The 18,508-nt window shown below is 55.5% G+C and carries 4 protein-coding genes, 1 other RNA gene and 1 pseudogene; all 6 read right to left on the bottom strand.

The genetic code is table 11. The annotated features are described in order from the left end of the window. Window positions 1–129: 129 nt before the first annotated feature. Window positions 130–1,359: an integrase domain-containing protein gene (locus HV037_RS06495; protein ID WP_165634374.1), complete on the bottom strand. Its 1,230-nt coding sequence runs from the start codon at window positions 1,357–1,359 to the stop codon at window positions 130–132. Window positions 1,360–1,524: 165 nt separating this feature from the next. After that, window positions 1,525–1,888: a transfer-messenger RNA gene (gene ssrA, locus HV037_RS06500) on the bottom strand. 72 nt (window positions 1,889–1,960) lie between these two features. Then, window positions 1,961–3,124, bottom strand: coding sequence for an HlyD family efflux transporter periplasmic adaptor subunit (locus HV037_RS06505; RefSeq protein WP_088583165.1), 1,164 nt, complete (start codon window positions 3,122–3,124; stop codon window positions 1,961–1,963). Window positions 3,125–3,131: 7 nt separating this feature from the next. Further along, window positions 3,132–5,318 (bottom strand): annotated as a pseudogene (locus HV037_RS06510) (type I secretion system permease/ATPase). Next, window positions 5,315–6,724 carry a TolC family outer membrane protein gene (locus tag HV037_RS06515; protein WP_046275995.1) on the bottom strand — a complete coding sequence of 470 codons (1,410 nt, stop codon included), beginning with the start codon at window positions 6,722–6,724 and terminating at the stop codon, window positions 5,315–5,317. The pseudogene HV037_RS06510 and the gene HV037_RS06515 overlap by 4 nt, the downstream one beginning before the upstream one ends. Before the next feature lie 100 nt (window positions 6,725–6,824). After that, complete coding sequence (locus HV037_RS06520) at window positions 6,825–18,080, bottom strand: BapA/Bap/LapF family large adhesin (RefSeq protein ID WP_103284126.1); 11,256 nt, start codon at window positions 18,078–18,080, stop codon at window positions 6,825–6,827. Window positions 18,081–18,508: the final 428 nt, after the last annotated feature.

The following is an 18,508-nucleotide window of genomic DNA, read 5'->3' on the forward strand; positions in this document are numbered from 1 at the left end:
ATTTATATAGTGCCCTGAAAGATTATTTTAGGGCACATATGAAATATGATATGGATAAACAATTTTAACTAAATCAATTCCGGGATGCTTTATGAGCTTAATAGCTACCTAGATTTCTTTTAATGATTTCTATGCAGCAATAATCTTGAATCTTTGGCCCTGTACATAATTACTCCACCACTGCATGAGAGCAACTCGTTCTGTTAAGTATTCTGCTCGATTGTAAGCTGCAATTATTTCATCCTTCTTTGAGTGTGCAAGAGCAGCTTCGAGGACATCTGTTCTGAACTTTCCAGACTCCTCTGCGGCCGTTCTTGCTATAGAACGCATTCCATGGGCTACAAGCTCTCCACCAAAGCCCATACGGATTATGGCCGCATTCGCTGTTTGTTCATGCATATGATTGAGTGGAGCTTTGATACTGGGGAAAACCCACTCTCTGTGCCCACTGATGGCTTTCATTGAATCCAAGACTCGCAAAGCTTCTTTGCTTAGTGGAACTTTGTGAGGCTTCTTCATTTTCATAAACTCAGCCGGGATGTTCCACATCGATTTTTCAGTATCTATATCGGCCCATCTCGCACGAACGGCTTCCCCTGGACGAACCCAGGTCAGCAATTGCCATTCAATCAGCAATCTTGTCTCCATACGAACTGAGGCATTGTTTAACACCATTAGGAAGCGGGGTAACTCGGAAGGGGGCAATGCTGGCATATTCTGTTTTTTAGGCTTACTGAACCGTTGCCCAAGGTTGTCAGCCGGATTGAACTCGATAAGTTCTTCAGTCGCGGCCCAGCGAAATATTTCATTTAATCGGGAAATGATTCGCCGTAAGGTTTCGAGGACTCCTCGTTGCTCAATAGGGTCGAGATGTTGCTTTAAGAGTTTGGGTCGGATCTCATTGATAGGAACCTTACCCAAGCCGGGAAATATATTTCTCTCCAAGCTTCGCCAGATGTCTTCTGCATGGTCTTGTGAGATACCAGAGGTCTTTACCTTCTCATCCAACCATTTCCTTGCCACGGCTTGGAGAGTGTGTTCAGTAGCATTCTTTAAGGCATTAGCTTTATCGTTGTTATGAACTTGGGGATCAATGCCATTAGCAAGCAAGGAAAGGTATTCATCTCGTAAGGCTCTGGCTCTTGCCAGTGTAAGGTGAGGATAGGTCCCAAGGCTCATTTTGGTTCTTTTTTTACTCACTGGCACTGCATACCTGAAATACCAATTCTTCTTTCCTCCTTTCGAGAGGGGAGCGATTCGTAGTATCAAACCATCTCCGTCAAACAAGTTGATTTCTTTGTCGGCTGGCTTGGTGCTTTTGATTTCAGTGTCAGTGAGCTTCTTAGCGATTTTTGCCATTTTGGGACCCTCGGTTTTTGGACCCTTCTTAGTGGGTCCCATTCAGGGTGCCATATGTGATAGTTCTCAGCAATTCTCACTGGACGACAATAGACGTAAAAAAGCCCGCAAGGCTGATTCCATGCGGGCTTAGTAGACTTCATTGTACTTCAAACAACTAAAAAGTGGTGGAGCTGGCGGGAGTTGAACCCGCGTCCGAAATTCCTACATCCTCGGTACTACATGCTTAGTCAGTCTTTACATTCGCCTGGCACCTGCGGACAGACACGCCACTACCAGACTAGCCTGATTAGATTTAACGCTTCAACCCCAGGCAGGGCCTCCACGCGATCTCTTTTGGGTTTGACCTCTCTTTGATCCCCGTCTTAAGAGCGGAAGCTAGGGAGAGAGGGCTCAGAGCAGGTTATTAAGCTGCTAAAGCGTAGTTTTCGTCGTTTGCGACTATTTTTTTGCGGCTTTTTACGAGGCCAACCGCCCCTCGGCATGCACCTTGGGTTTCGCGAATCCCGTCGAATCCAGAATCAGCCCCAATGTGTTAGAGCAAGTATAACAGACTTGTGACACGCGTGACCAGCCCCCGCAACCCCTAATCCTCAAGGATTTACCGCTCACGCAGCGCTTCTTTTGCGCGATTAAACGGTTTGATTAAATAGTCGACGATGGTTTTTTCACCTGTTTTTATATCCACTGTGGCAATCATTCCCGGTACGATGGAGAAATGGCGTCCCAGTTTGTTCTGTAAGAAGTCCTGATGGGTGCGGATAAACACGCGGTAGTAGAATATTTCCGGTTTCACTTTGTCCTGAATAGTATCCGGGGAAATAGTTTCGACTACGCCTTCCAGACCGCCGTAAATCGCGTAGTCATAAGCGGTTATCTTCACCAGCGCCCGCTGGCCGGGGTGGATGAACGCGATATCGCGCGGAGACAGGCGGGTTTCAATCAGCAGATGATCGTCCAGCGGTACAATCTCCATCATCTCGCCATTGGGCGGGATAACGCCGCCAATGGTAGTGACCTGGATGTTTTTCACAATACCGCGCATCGGCGCGCGCACGGTCAGGCGGGTGACGGAATCCTCGCGTCCTTTCAAAATAGCCGCCAGCATATCCACTTCGGCATTGGCTTTTGACAGCGCTTCCCGCGCCTGCACGAAGTATTGTGAGCGCAGATCGGTGATTTTTAATCCTAAATCGCTTTTTTGTCGTTGCAGACGCAGCACTTCAACGTGGCTGGCGGCACCACTTTTTTCCAGCCGTTGGGTTATGGCCAGCTCTTTATTTACCGAGACCAGCGCATCCTGCAGTTCTGCCATAGAATCAGCGAGCTGCGCGCGACGGCTTTTATACAAGCGCGTTTCGGAGGCGATGAGATCCGGCCAGGCGCGTAGTGAAGCAGGAAAAATGAGCGGCAGATCGTTAACTTCGGCATTGAGCCTTGCGCTGGAAGCCAGTGAGGCGCGATAGCGGGCGGCGCTCTCCCCAACGTTGGACTCAGAGCGAGTGGGGTCGAGGCGCGCGACAATCTGATTAGCCTGTACTTTATCTCCTTCGCGTACCGTGAGCTCGGCGAGAATACCGCCATCCAGCGACTGCAAGACCTGCTCGCGCGAGCTGGGGATTACTTTCCCGCTGCCGGTCGAGACTTCATCCAGCTTGCCGAAATACGCCCAGATACCCAGGACGGCAAACAGCAGTGTGCTGAGCAGAATAATGCGGCTGGCCCCGGAGAAACGGCGCTCGCGGCGGATATCGAGGTCGTCCATGGCAGCGTCATGCGGATTGGTTTTCATTTTTCCACTCCCGACCGTGAGTAGGGGCTGGTGCCCGGCTCGCATTCAGCGCCTGCGCTTTCGGGGCATCCATGACCAGTTGACCTTCTTTTAACACCACTACGCGCTCGACCAGCTCCAGAACCGGCACGCGATGGGTGGCGACAATCAATGTTCGGTTGCCCAGCCACTGGTTCAGGCGCTGAATAAACTCTCGTTCGGTATGTTCATCCAGCGAGGCGCTGGGTTCGTCGAGCAGCACGATATTGGGCGATCGCAGCAGCATTCTTGCCAGCAGGATCGACTGCCGTTGTCCACCGGACAGACCGTTGCCGCCCTCCATAATGGGGTGTGCCAGCCCTTTGGCGAGTTGTTTAACGAAAGCCGCCGCGCCGCTGACCTCCAGCGCTTCGAAGATCTGCGCGTCGCTGGCATGCGGTGCGCCGAGGGTCAGGTTCTCGCGCAGGGTACCGAAAAACAGCCGCGCATTCTGACTGAGAAAACCGATATTGCGGCGTAAATCGGCCATATCGATCTGCGCCAGGCTCAGGTTATCGAGTCGGACATCGCCCTGGATAATCTCCACGCCGCCCGCCATGGCCTGTAGCAGCGTTGATTTCCCGGCGCCGTTACGCCCGAGGATCGCCACCCGTTCGCCGGGCATGACCTCCAGACGTGAGATGCGCAGCGGAACGCGTTGATCGTCGCTGTGGTAGCGAAAGTGCGCGTTTTCAAACAGATAATGGCCGTGAAAAATCTCCTGATGCACACGGTCTTCATCGTACTGCGTTTCGGTGGGAAGCTGCATGATGCTGTCTAACCCCATCTTCGCCGCCTTGACCTGCTGCCAGCGGGCCAGCACGCCGCACAGGTTCGCCATCGGGGCAATCATTCTGGAACCGAGCATCGACGCGGCCACCACCGCCCCGGTGGTCATTGTGCCTTCAATGACCATCGGCGCGCCGAACATAATGATGGCGGCGTAGACCAGGCTTTGTACCGACATGCCCCAGCCAATCAGCCCCTGAGTCAGCTTGCGCGTGCGCAGCCCGGACTCTCCGGTAATACGGATGTAGCTGTTCCACTGCTGTAAAAAGCGGTTTTCCGCCTGCATCAGCTTGATATCTTCCAGCCCCTGAACGCTCTCGACCAGCACCGCGTTGCGCAGGGTGGATTCATGCGCTGCCTGGTTGGCGAGTACCGCCAGTTTCTTCTGTAACAGCAAACCAGGCAGGATCATCAGCAGGGCCGCGACGGGGGCTATCCACGCCAGCGGCGGGGCGATAAAGGCCAGCACCACGATAAACAAAAAGAAAAACGGTAGATCGACAATCGTCGACAGGGTCGAGGAGGTGATCATCTCGCGAACCTGTTCCAGCTCGCGCAGTTGAGAAATAAAGCTCCCCGTCGAGCGGGGAACGGCGCTGTTGCGCAGCCGCAATGCGTGGCTGAACACGCGATCGGAAATGCGCATATCAGCGCGTTTGCCGAGCAGGTCCATTATGTGGGTACGCGCTTCGCGCAGCAAAAAGCCAAACAGCACCGCCACCAGAACGCCGGTGGAGAGAACATACAGCGTTGGATAAGACTGGGCGGGGATCACCCGATCATAGACCTGCATCGAAAAGATAATCCCGGCAAGCGACAGGACGTTAATCAGAAAGGCGGCAACCATGACCGGCAGGTAAGGGCGGATGTCCTGTAACACCAGTTCGCGCATCCAGTCGGGCCTGAAGCGCGAAATATAGCGGTCTACCCGACTGTCCTTCAGCGCTGACAGCGGGCGCAGCGCAGTAATGCTCACGAGCTCCGGCAGAAGTTCTGCAACTGTGAGTCGGTTACGCTGGCCCTCTTCGGCGATGATAAAAACATCCAACGCATCTTCACCGTTGAAATGTTCTATCACCATCAGTTGGCCGTCGCGCAGTTCCGCCACCACCGGCAGACGCCACTGGCCGAACGCCTGCGTGGCGGTATCCAGCGCATGAAATGACAGCCCCGCCTGACGCGCCAGCTGCGACAGGGCCATGGTTCGGCTTTTTCCCGCAAACCACGGGGCGTTGGCCTAGATTGCGCCGGGCGAACAGGCAACGCGATAGTGGCAGGCAATATGCGTCATTGCCTGCGCCCACTGGCTCAGGGCGTGTTCGCCAATCGCATCTTCCGCATGTGTATCGACGTCGCTCATAGCTTTATCTCCACCGATTGAATACTGCGGTTATTTAAGGCGAACGCCTGGCGAAGCGAGCCGGTGTTATAGAGGCAGTTCAACTGGAGCTGGCGCAGCTGGTTTTGAGTCTGGAGTTCAGCAAAACGGGCCTGATATACCTCCTGCTCGGCGTTAAGCACGTCGAGCAGTGGGCGTGACCCGAGGTCCAGATACTGCTGTTGATAAAGCTCGCGCGTTTGTTCACTCAGCCGTTGCTGGCGACGCAGGATCTGCAGGGCAGTAGCGAGGCTCATCGCCTGGCTGCGGGATTCCAGTAATTTCTGCCGCACTTCAAGTCGGGTACGCTGGATGGAGTACTGTGCAGACTCTACCGCGTGACTGGCGGCGTTGCGTCTGGCGGTGAGTCCGCCCCCCTGATACAGCGGCATCTCGACTTTTACCCACGTGGAGTACTGGGTTTTGTCGAGCACCTCATGGCTGGGGTATTTGTCGTTGAGATAGTGCTGAACCGACGGTTCCAGGGAGATAGTGGGCGTCATCTGCGCGTTGGCGTAATCGAGATTTGCCTGTGCCACATTCGCCTGCGCCCATGCCGCCAGCACCGCGGGAACCAGCTTATCGTCCGGTTTGACCACATCACAACTGCTGTCCAGTTTGACCGGAAATTCGTTGCTGATGCCGTTAAGCGAGTTCCAGCCGAGGAAGCTCATCAGCGTTGCCTTGCTGCTGTCGAGATTAGCCTGATACTGCGCCAACTGAGAACGTGCAGACTCGATACGCGCATCGGTTTGCACCACGTCGGATAGCGAGGTTGCCCCTTCATCATTGCGTTGACGGGTCAGCCGACCAATACCGTTCAAGGCGCTGAGCTGCTCTTCGGCGGCGTCCACCATTTGCTGCCACGTCTGCACCTGGACTATCGCGTTGGCGGTTGCGTGGGCGATGGTATCAATACTGAGTAACACATTCGCCTGCTGTTGTGCGGATCCGGCGGTTTCAGCGCGGACCTGGCTTGCCACTTTGCCGAAGTCGTACAGCATTTGCGATACTGAAATAACCAGGGCCGGGCTAAAGCCGTGATCGGTATAAGTATTGCTGTAACCGTTGTTCATCCCGGCAGAAACCTGCGGGTAATATTTTGATTTCGCCACGTCGATCTGCTCATTTTGTGAGAGCAGTTTGCCGATGGATTCACGAATAGAAGGATGCCAGCTCACGGCGCGGCTCACTGCGTCGTTGAGCGTCAGGCTGCCGGGGGCGGCGGCGCTCAGCGGCAGATCGGCAACCGCGCCGTCCAGCGAGGGCAGCATCTGGCTGGTGGCCAGGCCTTCCGGCGTAATAATTTGCGGTTCATCTTCGGCATTCACCCGCAGGGTACAGAGCGTTAATGCCAGCAGTAAGGCAACAGGCGCGACATTTCTCATAGTTTATCCCTTACAAAATACGGCAGCGACGACTGTTATTGCCCCGGACGTCATGGCATCCGGGGCTGTAGTTATGGCGCTTTAACGTTATGCGTTAGCTTCAGGGCACAATGTGATTTTGTTGCACCAGCTCATCGAGCGTGGTGTGTACGTTCTCCAGCGTTATGAGATTGGTTGAGTGCCAGGTGTTGCCGGTACCGTCGCGGTCGATGGCAATCACCGTGTTGTTACCGTTGGTGGTCACGGTGAGGTAGTTGCCGAGCGTAGCGTTCTGCCCGTTCCAGCCCACCAGCAGGTCGCCGATATCGATTTTGTCACCCTGGGCCAGCGAGAAGTTGGTCCAGGTATCGGTAGGTCCAACGCCAACATTGCCAACGTTACCACCGGTAGCGTCGTTGGCGTTGAGCAGGTGATAAATCAGCGTATCGCCGTAGACACTGCCGGTAAAACGATCGGCATCTACGGTGCTTACAACCTGCGGATTCATGTTGATGGTCAACGTAGCGGTATCGGTATGCCCATTCTGATCGTTTAGGGTGTAAGTAAATGTCTCTTTGGTGAGGATGGTGGAAAGTGAGACATCGCTGTTGAGGGCGTAGGTGTAATGACCATCAATGCCAATGGTCAGTTTGCCGTACAGCCCGTTAATGATGGCGCTGGTCGTGCTGCTCAGCGGATCCAGCGTGGCGGTGCTACCGCCCGTGCCGCTCACCGTCAGCAAGGTATGCACGCTGGCAATATGGTCCCCGTCATAAATGTTGCCGGCGACGCTGTTTGCCGCGGACGTTTCGACGTTCTGCAGGTCGATTATCGTGCCTTTCACGCTAGGGGTGATGGTGATATTCCCCAGCCCTAAAGCCCCGACGCTGCCGGTGTAGTCGAGTCGATAGTTACCGGGGTGCAACATGATCCCCAGGGCAATATCGATATTGCCGCCAATAAGCAATCCACCGTTGAATGAGTTACTGGCAACCTTGACGTTGTTGCTGTCATACAGCGCCCAGGTGACGGTCAGTCCGCCCAGCGTCAGACCTGAAGCAACGTTAAAATGCAGTATGGCGTTTTGCACCGCCGTTCCCGTCGCGACCTCAATGACGCCAGTGCCATTTTGTGAGGTGGGAGAAAGGAGTTGGGCGTTCCAACTGGCGTTCCCGACGCTGTTGTCAGCAAACAATCTGGAGGTGTCCGCCTGCGTGGTGACCGCCATCGTGCTACTGATGTCATTTACGGCGTCCAGCGGCTGCGGCGTTGGTTTGATATTCAGCGAGGCGCTGCCGGTATCGCCGTTTGGTGCCCTGACCTTATACACGAAGCTGTCCGGGGTGTTGATACCGTCTGCACCCAGTCCGCTTCTTAGCGTGTAGGTGTAGTTCCCCTTCGCATCGATAGTCAGCGTGCCGTACTGCCCATTAATAGTGGTAGTGCCCGTCCCGTTAACGACGATACCGTTTACTTCGGTGATAACGGTATTGGCCGGAGCCGAGTCGTTGACCAGCAGATTGCCATTGGTTGTCGCACTCAGGCTGTCGACGGCGTAGGTGTGATCGGCCTGAATATTCAGGGTATAGCTGGTCAGCAGCGTCAGGCCGCCGGAAGCGTTAAGCAGGAACAGATAATCGCCACCCGGTAGCGTAATGGTATACGCTGACGAACTTCCGCCCAGTAGGGCAGTGACCCAGTTTGGCTGTACCCGGTACTGCTCATACTGCTGAATTGACTCGTTGAAGCGATAAACATAGAGATCGAAGCCGCCAAGCGTCACGCCGAGAACATTAGCCTGTACGGTCAGCGTGCGGGTTGCGCCATCGTCAACGTTGAACTTAATCGGGTTAGTCAGACCGTTGACCAGACTGACGTCCAGCACATTGCCGAGTCCGACGCTGGCGAGCGTGAAGCCGGTTTGTTGTGAAGGCAAGTGGTCAACCGCGATGACTTGCGTTCCGTAAGTCAGCACTGCTGCATCGTCTGCCGCGGTTACCGTGCTGGTGGTTGGGGCCTGACCGAGCGTTACCACCAGTTTTGCCGAGGAGTGATCGCTGCCATGCGTCAGCGTGTAGGTGAAGCTTTCGGAGCGCCCATACACCGAGATTGACGTATTGGTCAGGGTATAGGTGTAGCTACCGTTCTGATTGATATGCAGAATACCGTATTTCCCTTGCACATCAATGCCGCCCGCCGGGATATTCACAACGTTGCCGTTACCGTCGGTGATGGCGGTGACCAACGTGCCGGAAGGCGCATTATCCTGCCCGTTGGCGGGATCGGTATCCGTGATGATGTTCCCGGATTCCGTGGTACCGCCGATGATGGTCCCTGCGCTGGCTTTCACCACCGAGACATCAAGGCTGGTGTATGCGCCGGTCGCCAGCAGGTTGGTGTTGTAACTGACCACGCGGTAATCACCGCCAGTCAGCCCGCTGTAATTGAGCGTTACGCCCGAGGCGCCCAGGGTGAGCAGGCTGGCGAAGTCTGGTTTCCCGGTATCCACCACCGTTACCCAGGCATTCAGCCCGGTGTCAAAGCGTTGGATGACGATCTCCAGCGTGTTTAACAGCGACAGCACCACGCCGGTCGCGGCGGCATTGATCGTAATGGACCCGCTGCCGCCAGAAGCGATGCTGAAATTAACGCTTGCCGTATCGTTCCCCAGCACGTTGGCGACATTCCCCAACGCATTAACCAGCAGGAAACCATAATCGCTTTGATGATCGGTGCTGACGATAACATCGGTTTGCAGCGGCAGACTGGTGACGTTGTCTTCAGCCTGCAGCGGCAATACCGGTGCGATAGCGCTTGTCGGCGATGAGGTATTGCCCACCGCATCGGTCGCCGTGGCGGACAGAGACTGGCCTTCAATCTGGCGAACCGGCAGGTTGACGCTGTAGACACCGCTGCTGTTGGCGATTGCCGTCACGCTGGTGCCGCCGGGCAGGGAGATAGTGACCGTGCTTCCCGCTTCGGCGACGCCGCTGACGGTGCCGCCATCGGCGCTGATCAGTATCGTTGGCGCGGTCGGTGGCGTGGTGTCCACGATCACGCTGAACGAGCTGGACAACCCGCTTGCGCCGTTGGCGTTTGTTGCAGTGGCGGTAAACGCGTGGTTACCTTCGCTGAGCGCCCCGGATGGGGTAAAGCTCCAGATCCCGTTACTGTCTGCGGTCGTGGTGCCCATTAGCACGCCGTTGTTGTACAGGCTGACGATGGCGTTAGCCTGCGCCGTTCCGCTGAGCGTTGGCAGCGTATCATTGGTGGTTTTGCCCGCCGCGACGGACCCCGTGATCGTACCGACGTCATCGAGAACGCTGGCAATAACCGGCGCAGGCGGTACGCCAGTAAACGGTGCCAGAACATTACCCGCCGTGCCGATGTTGCCTGCGGCATCCTGGGCGCTGACCTGCAGCGTTTGCCCACTGATTTGCGGTGGGTTCAGCGTGAAGGTGAAATTACCGGAGGCGTTGGCGGTTGCCGTGCCGAGCACCGTTCCACCGCTGGAGGTAATAATGACCGTGCTGTTTGGCTCGGCAACGCCGGTGAGCGTGGTACCGTTGGCGTTTACCGCCAGCCCTGTAGGAATGCCCGGGGCGACGGTATCGACCACGATCGCTGCCGCAGACGATATGCCACTGGTATTACCCGCACTGTCCGTTGCGGTGATGGTAAAGGAGTGGGTACCTTGTGCCAGCGCGGTGGTTGGGGTGTAACTCCAGTTACCGCTGCCGTCCGCCGTCACGCTGATGACAAAGCTGCCGTTATCGTAAATATCGACCCGCGCGTTGGCTTCTGTGGTGCCGTTTAACGTTGGGCGTGCATCGTTGGTTGGCTGATTAGCGCCAATCGCCCCGGTGTTTGGCCCGACGTCGTCAATAATGCTGCTGATTGAAGGCCGCGTCGGCGCCGTGGTGTCGACCACCACGCTAAAGCCTGCCGTCGCACTGCTGGTGTTGCCCGCCGCATCAGTCGCGGTGACGGTGAAGGTGTGCGATCCATTCGTCAGCGGCGTAGTTGGGGTAAACGACCAACTGTTATTACTTTGCACCAGCGCCGTACCCAGCAGGGTGCTTCCATCATAGATGCTGACGGTGCTGCCTGCCTCGGCGGTACCGTTCAGCGTCGGGCGCGCATCGTTGGTCAGTTGTCCGTTGTTGAGCGCCGCATTGAACACGCCGCCTGCGATATCATCCACCACTGAGACCAGCAGCGGGGCGGATGGCGCAATGGTGTCGACATTAATAATAAACCCGCCGGAGGTGGGACTTACGTTTCCGGCGGCATCGGTGGCGATAGTGGTAAACACATGCTGACCGTTACCCAGCGCGGCAGGCAGATATTCCCAGGTGCCGTCTATCGCCGCAGTTACCGTTGCCAGCAGCGTGCCATTATCGTAAATGGCTACCCGGGCACCGGCTTCCGCCGAGCCGTTGAGTACGGGACGGGTGTCGTTGGTAAAGGCCCCGCTCGACAGCGTTCCGGTTCCCGGCTGCACGTCATCAAAAGCCTGGATAATCGTTGGTGCAAGCGGGGCGACGGTATCAACAACGATGTTAAATCCAGCGGACGTGGGGCTGACGTTTCCGGCAGCGTCGGTGGCTGTCACTGTCAGCGCGTGGTTACCGTTGCCAAGCTCGGTTCCTGGCGTGAAGCTCCAGGCGCCCGTGCCATCCGCTGAGGTAAAGCCGATAAACGATCCGTTATCGTAAACTCTTACCGTGGCATTGGCTTCAGCCGTGCCGCTAAGCGTCGGGAGTGGATCGTTCGTGGCCTGACCGTTGTTCAGATTACCGATCAGCGGGCCGACATCATCTGCAACCTGAGTAATCGCTGGCGTACCAGGCAACACGGTATCCACGATAAGCGTGAAGCTATTGGATGGCTGGCTGGTATTACCGGCGCTGTCGGTGGCGGTGACGGTCAGCGTATGCGGGCCGTTACTGAGTGCATCCGTTGGGGTTAAGCTCCAGGTGCCGTTAGCCCCAACGGTGGTGGTGCCGATGGGCTGACCATCGCTCAGGACGGTAATGGTCGCGCCAATTTCACCGGTGCCGCTCAGGGCCGGACGGGATTCATTCGTGGTCTGCCCGTTGGTTATCGGGCCTGTTGTCGGTGCGGTGCTGTCCTGAACTGAGCTGATGACCGGGATTGACGGGGCAACTGAGTCCAGCTCAATAGTAAACGATGATGATACTCCGCCGGAGTTACCTGCCTGATCGGTGGCAACGGTAGTGAATATATGTTGTCCCTGTCCCAGCGGTGCATCCGGTGTGAAGCGCCAGTTGCCTGACTCGTCCACCTGCGCTGTACCGATGGCGACGCCGTTATCACGGATCGTGATGATGGTACCGATCTCGCCTTTGCCGTTCAGCGTAGGCTGCGCATCGTTCGTCAGTTGTCCGTTGGTCAGCGCTGTATTGCCAGGCTGATCGTCAATTACGGAGGTAATGGTCGGTGCTGCTGGCGGCAGCGTGTCGACGACAACCACAAACGGCGGCGTTGCCGGGCTGATATTGCCCGCGGCATCTGTGACGGTGGCAGTCAGCGAGTGGCTGCCTTCACCGAGGGCAGGCGCAGGCGTAAAGCTCCAGTTGCCGTTTTCATCGCTGATGGTTGTGCCGATGACCGCCCCGTTGTCGCGGATGGTAACAAGCGAATCCGCCTCGGTAACGCCAGCAAGCGTTGGAGTATTATCGTTGGTCAACTGCCCGGAGGTCAGGGTCTGAATCGCACCAACGTTGTCCGTGACTGTCACAATAGAGGGGGCATTCGGCACCAGGGTATCGACAATGATCTGGAAATCACCGGATGGATCTCCCTGGTTGCCTGCGGCATCTGTTGCGCGAGCGGTAAAGATATGGTCGCCTTCTCCCAGCGGAGCGGTCGGGGTAAAACTCCAGAATCCGTTGCTGTTTACCGTGGTAGTGGCATAAGCGATGCCATTATCGTAAAGGGTGATGGTTGCCCCCGCTTCGCCGGTTCCGTTAAACGTTGGGCGTGAATCGTTGGTAATTTGCCCTTTATCCAACGATCCGGTGCCGGGGGCAATATCGTCAATAATGCTGGTGATAGTTGGCACCTGCGGGGGCGTGGTGTCGATGGTGATTGCGTAGTTGGGCGACAGACCACTTGGGGTACCGTCCACCGTTTGTGAAACCGTGAAGTTATAGGTAATGCCGTTAGTCAGCGCAGTGGGTAGCTGATAACTCCATGCGCCAGACACGGCATCGGCGGTTACCGTGGCGATGGATGCGCCATTTTGATAGATAGTCACCGATGCCCCAGCAGTGGCCGTCCCTTGCAGCAGCGGTAAGGTGTCGTTGGTGGTTTTACCGTTGCCAATCACCCCCATGATGGGCGCGATGTCATCAACGATCTCAAGAGTCGGTGGATGCGGAACGCTGGAGGTAGCGGCGTTAAACGTTGTAGGGTCGCTTTGATTTCCGGCGGGGTCCTGAGCGATGGCATTGAGCGCCTGACCGGTTGTTTGCGCTGGCGAAATGGTGACAGCAAAGTTACCAGAACCGTCTGCCACCCCCTGGCCGAGAATGGTGTTACCGCTGCGAATAATCACGGTGCTGCCTTCTTCGGCCGTACCGCTTACCAGCGTCCCGTTAGGATCTACGCTGGTAACCGTAGGCGTTGCAGGCGGCTGGGTATCGACAATCAACGTCAGCGGGTTATCTGCAGCCAGTGAGTTACCTGCGGCATCCACTGCGCCGAACGTCAGTGTGTGAGTGACGTTCGGCGTGAGGGGAACATCCACACTCCAGGTGCCGTTCGCGGCCACGGTGGCAGTAGCAACAGGATTACTACCCTCATAAATAAGCACGGTACTGCCAGGTGTGCCGGTCCCGCTAATGGTCGGGGAGGTATCGTCCGTGACGCTGCCACTGGTTAGCGAACCGGTAAAGATTCCAACGTTATCCTGGATATCCGTTACCTGCGGCAACGTCAGCTTCGTGTTGTTAACCGTAAACGAAATACTGTTTGAATTGTCGCTGATGTTACCTGCCGCATCGGTTGCGGTAGCGCTTAACGTGTAGCTTCCGTTCGCCAGCGCAGTCCCTGGCGTAATACTCCAGGTTCCGCCAGCCACCGTTGTAGTACCGATTACCGTCCCCCCGTTATACAGGGTGATGGTATCCCCGTCTGTGCCAGTACCGCGAATGGTTGGCGTGGTGTCATCAGTTACGGCATCTGGCGCAAGGTCGCCCGTGACATCACCGACATTATCGTTGGCGGCGATGATCACCGGTGGTGCAGACGGCGTCGTGTCGATGTTCAGTGTTATGGCGTTAGATGGCAGGCTGACGTTGCCTGCTGGATCGGTTGCGGTGAGAGTTACCTGATAACTACCAGGAGCAACCGGTGCTGACGGAGTGAAGCTCCAGTTACCGTCTGCACCTACTGTTGTTGTTCCCTGCAATGGGGGAGTACCGGCAAGATAGAGGGTAATCAGATCCCCGACGTTCCCCGTGCCGCTAAAGGTTGGCGTGGTGTCATTGGTATTGCCATTAGTGACCACACCCGTTACCGGAGCCACATCGTCGGTAATGATTGGCGCGGCTGGTTGTGCGGGAGGCGTATTGTCTACTGTCAGAGTAAAGCTTGCCGACGGGATCCCCGTGTTGCCCGCGACGTCAGTCGCCGTGGCGGTAAATTTATGCGGCCCGTCGGCGAGTGAGGTTGGGGTAAATGTCCAGGTGCCGTCTGGCTGTACGGTGACGGTGCCAATAGAACCGCCATTATCATAAATCGTAATCTTCGCGCCGGGCTCGCCGGTTCCGGAGAGTTCGGGATTCGAGCTCTTGGTACTGCTGCCGTTACTCAGCGTTTGTAGATTTGTCCCAATCAGGCCTTCTGCAGAGCTGATAACCGGGGCAACTGGTGGGGTGGTATCAATCGTCAGCGTAAAGTTCCCGGCATTGCTGGCGTTGCCTGCAGCGTCCGTGGCGATAGCAGATAAATTGTGTGCGCCTTCACTGAGCGGTTGGCTGAGTTGAATACTCCAGGTGCCGGCGGGTAAAACCGTTGTGCTGCCAATTGGCGTGGAACCCTCATAGAGGGTGATTGTAGAACCGGCTATTCCGGTTCCTTTCAGCTCTGGTAAGGTATCGTTTGAACGGCTTCCGGAAGACAGATCGATCGGCGCATTCCCAACGTCGTCGGTGGCAGCCAAAATGACAGGATCGCCTGGCGGTTGAGTATCTACGGTAACGCTGACCACCGTGGGTGAGGTGATGACATTACCGGCGGCATCGGTTGCCGATACCGTAAACTGATGAGTGCGATCGCTGAGCACCTGATTTCCCGGAACGGTATAGCTCCAGGTGCCTGAACTGTCGACAAGAATAACCGTCATCAACAGACTGCCATCGTACAGGCTCACCAGTGAACCTGGTTCACCGGTACCCGAGAGGGTTGGCGTGTTATCGTTAGTGACCCAACCGTTATTTGCAACGTTGCCCGTAATGCTGCCAACATCATCGTTAACCAACGTTATTACTGGAACGGTTGGGGCGATGCTATCGACAATAATTTTCCAACTGGCGGCGCTGCTGGTGTTGTTGGCAGCGTCTGTTGCCGTCACCGTAAATACGTGCGCGCCCTGGCTTAGTGCTGCGGTGGGCGTATAGTTCCAGTTACCGTTGTTATCAGCGTTAACGGTCGCAAGCAGGGTGCCATTATCATAAATTTTGACCCGCGAACCTGCTTCGGCGATGCCTTCAATTTTCGGTTTATCGTCGTTGGTTAACCCATTGTTATTGATGGGGCCAGTGAAATCGTCAACATCATCAGTAACGGCAATAATAACTGGCTGGTTTGGTGCAGTGATATCCGGAGCCAACGCGGAGGTAGGCTGACTCTCGTTATTGCTGCTGTCCGTTGCTGTGACGTTTACCGTTTCGCCGTTCTTTTGCGACGGCGCTATAGACACGGTGAAATTGCCGCCGCTGTCAGCCTGGCCTATGCCAATCGGGTTACCGTTGCTGTCTTTAACGGTGACGGTGCTTCCCGCTTCAGCATGTCCGCTTACAGAACCGCCGTCTCCGGCGACGGTGACGGCGGTTGGCGCATCAGGTGCCGTGGTGTCCGGTGCGGTGACAGAGGCGTTGTCGCCCTTGTTACCTGCGGTGTCGGTCGCATTTGCCGTAAGGGTCTCGCCGTTGGTTTGCGGCGGAACCAGCGTTGCGGTGAAATCCCCATCCGTATCGGCAGTTGCCGTACCAATGATATTGCCATCTGGATCCAGAATATTGACCGTACTGTTGGGTTCGGCCTTGCCGGTGACCTGGTCGCCAGTGCCATTAACTAGCAGGTTTGTTGGGGGCTGTGGCGCGGTAATGTCTGGTGCAAGCGCCGTTTCTGGCAGGCTTGGGTTTCCTGCCGGATCGGTTGCGATGGCTTCAATGGTTTCGCCATTGGTCTGTGGTGGGTTAATGGTGATGGTAAATGAGCCGTCCGTTCCGGCGACGCCGCTGCCGATCTGAGTTCCGCCACTGCCGGTGATAACCACGGTATTGCCCGGCTCGGCCGTCCCGGTAACAACAGTGCCATCGGCAGATACGTTCAGATCGTCCGGCGCTGACGGTGGTTGTGTGTCGATGCTGATATTGAACGCTGGTGACATGCCTCCTGTACCTGACTGGTTTGTCGCGGTGGCGGTGAAGGCGTGTAGCTCATCTGATAACGGGGAGCTGGAAGTCCATGTCCAGTTACCGTTACCGTCAGCCAGTACGCTGTCGATAATTGTGCCGTTGTCGTAAATAGTCACCGTGCTGTTGGCGTCGGCAGTGCCAGAGAGCGTGGGGGTATTATCGTTGGTGGCCTGATTATTGCTCAATGGTCCGGTTGAGGGGGCAAAATCATCCATTATGCTGACGATAACAGGCACGCCCGGGTAGCCAGAGTTGGTGGCATTGAAAGAGGTATCTGGCCCGATGTTGCCTGCCTGGTCCTGAATTTTCGCGATCAGCGCTTCACCGTGCGTCTGTGAGGGCGAAATCGCGATGACGAAATAGCCGGTTTGACCGACCGTAGTTGAACCCAAAACCTGATTATTACTGCCGATGATAATGACCAGGCTTCCCGCCTCAGCGCTACCGGTTACCGTTGTACCTTCCGGATTAACGGAGGAAATGACTGCGGCTGCAGGCGGGGTGGTATCAACGGTGAATGTCGGCACGCGCGTTTCCGCGCTCACGTTACCTGTGGCGTCAGTTTGCGTCAGCGTCAGATTGTGAACACCATCGCTGAGCGGAATGTCCGGTGTAAATGTCCAGTTACCATTGCTATCTACAGTTTGCATACCAATCAGGATGCCATTGTCATAGATGTTGATGGTACTACCTACTTCGCCTGTGCCAGTGAGCGTCGGCGTGGCATCGTCGGTTACGCCGTTATTGGCGATAAAGCCGGTAATGGAACCGACATTGTCGGTTTCCTGAGTGACCACGGGGGCGTCGGGGGCAAGCGAATCGACAATAATTTCCCAACTGTCCGACATGCCGCTGCTGCCAGCACCGTTTGAAGCGCTGACGGTAAACTGGTGTGTGCCGTCTGCCAGAGGAGAGGATGGCGTAAACGACCAGTTGCCGTTGGCATCGATTGTGACCTGGCCTATTTCGACGCCGTTATCAAAAATATGTAATGTGGCATTCGCGGGGCCGGTGCCCTGGAGTGTCGGCGTATTATCGTTGGTGGATTCCTGCTGATTGACAGGGCCAGTAATCAGCTCCTGGTTATCGATTATGCTGGTGATAACGGGGACGTCAGGCCTGTTAGGGGTTGTCGTTGGCGGTGTGCCGCCATCACCGTCACCGTCGCCATTACCGTTACCGTTACCTTCGCCGTTGCCACCGTTGCCATTGCCGCCGCTACCATTGCCGTTCCCGGCATTACCGTTTCCAGCGTTATTATCACTCCCACCACCGCCGCCGCCACCACCACCACCACCACCCGCAGCGAGGCCAATCCCGCCAGCGACAGCGATCCCGCCAAGAACCCACGGCCAGACGGCGCCGCCTTCATGACTGCCTTCGGCCGTCATCAGCGGTGTGAGATCGTCCAGGTGCTGGAAATGGAATGCTCCGTCAGTATCCTGAACCCACCACAGTGCGCCATTACTGTCCTCCAGAACAAGTTGGTTTTGCGCTTCGCCTTTTCCGAGGTAGAAATTTTTAATGGTGATGGTTTCACCTGAGCGGAGTGTGACAACCAGATCCTGATTAACGCGCGTGAGTTGACTCACCTCCTCACGCGACACAGACAGTTTCACGATAGAAGGTGAACTGAGCGTAACTTCAGAGGCTTCAACATTTGTGGAAACGCCAGTTAATTTTGATACAACGGCGAGTAGACGCATATGTTCACTCCTGATGGCATGCCGGGAGTATTAATCCGCAACAGCGCGCTGGGAAAATGAGCAGACAGGGGCTCCGTTCATCATAAAGATGAATTTACACATGTAATTTCATTGATTAGGTCACATAGATGTTAGTTTATTGATTAAATACGTCTGGGCCCTTTCGGCTGAATAGTTCTTTCGTATTAGATGATATAGTCAGAAAGAAAGTATTCTGCAACTTATCCATATTAAAAAAGTAATTAGTCATTTGAAAAGGATACTTTCCAGTTTGCTTTTAACGGTTGTTTTCATGGCAACTAATTGTATTTAAATGATTTTGTTTTTATTGAAATGAATGTCAATATAATAAACAATAGTAATAATAGTGTTATTAAATAAATGGAAATATGAATGCTATGGTCTTGAACTTTTATATTATTGGACTA

The organism is Citrobacter sp. RHBSTW-00017 (assembly GCF_013797615.1).
In the GTDB taxonomy this organism is placed as follows: Bacteria; Pseudomonadota; Gammaproteobacteria; order Enterobacterales; family Enterobacteriaceae; genus Citrobacter; species Citrobacter braakii.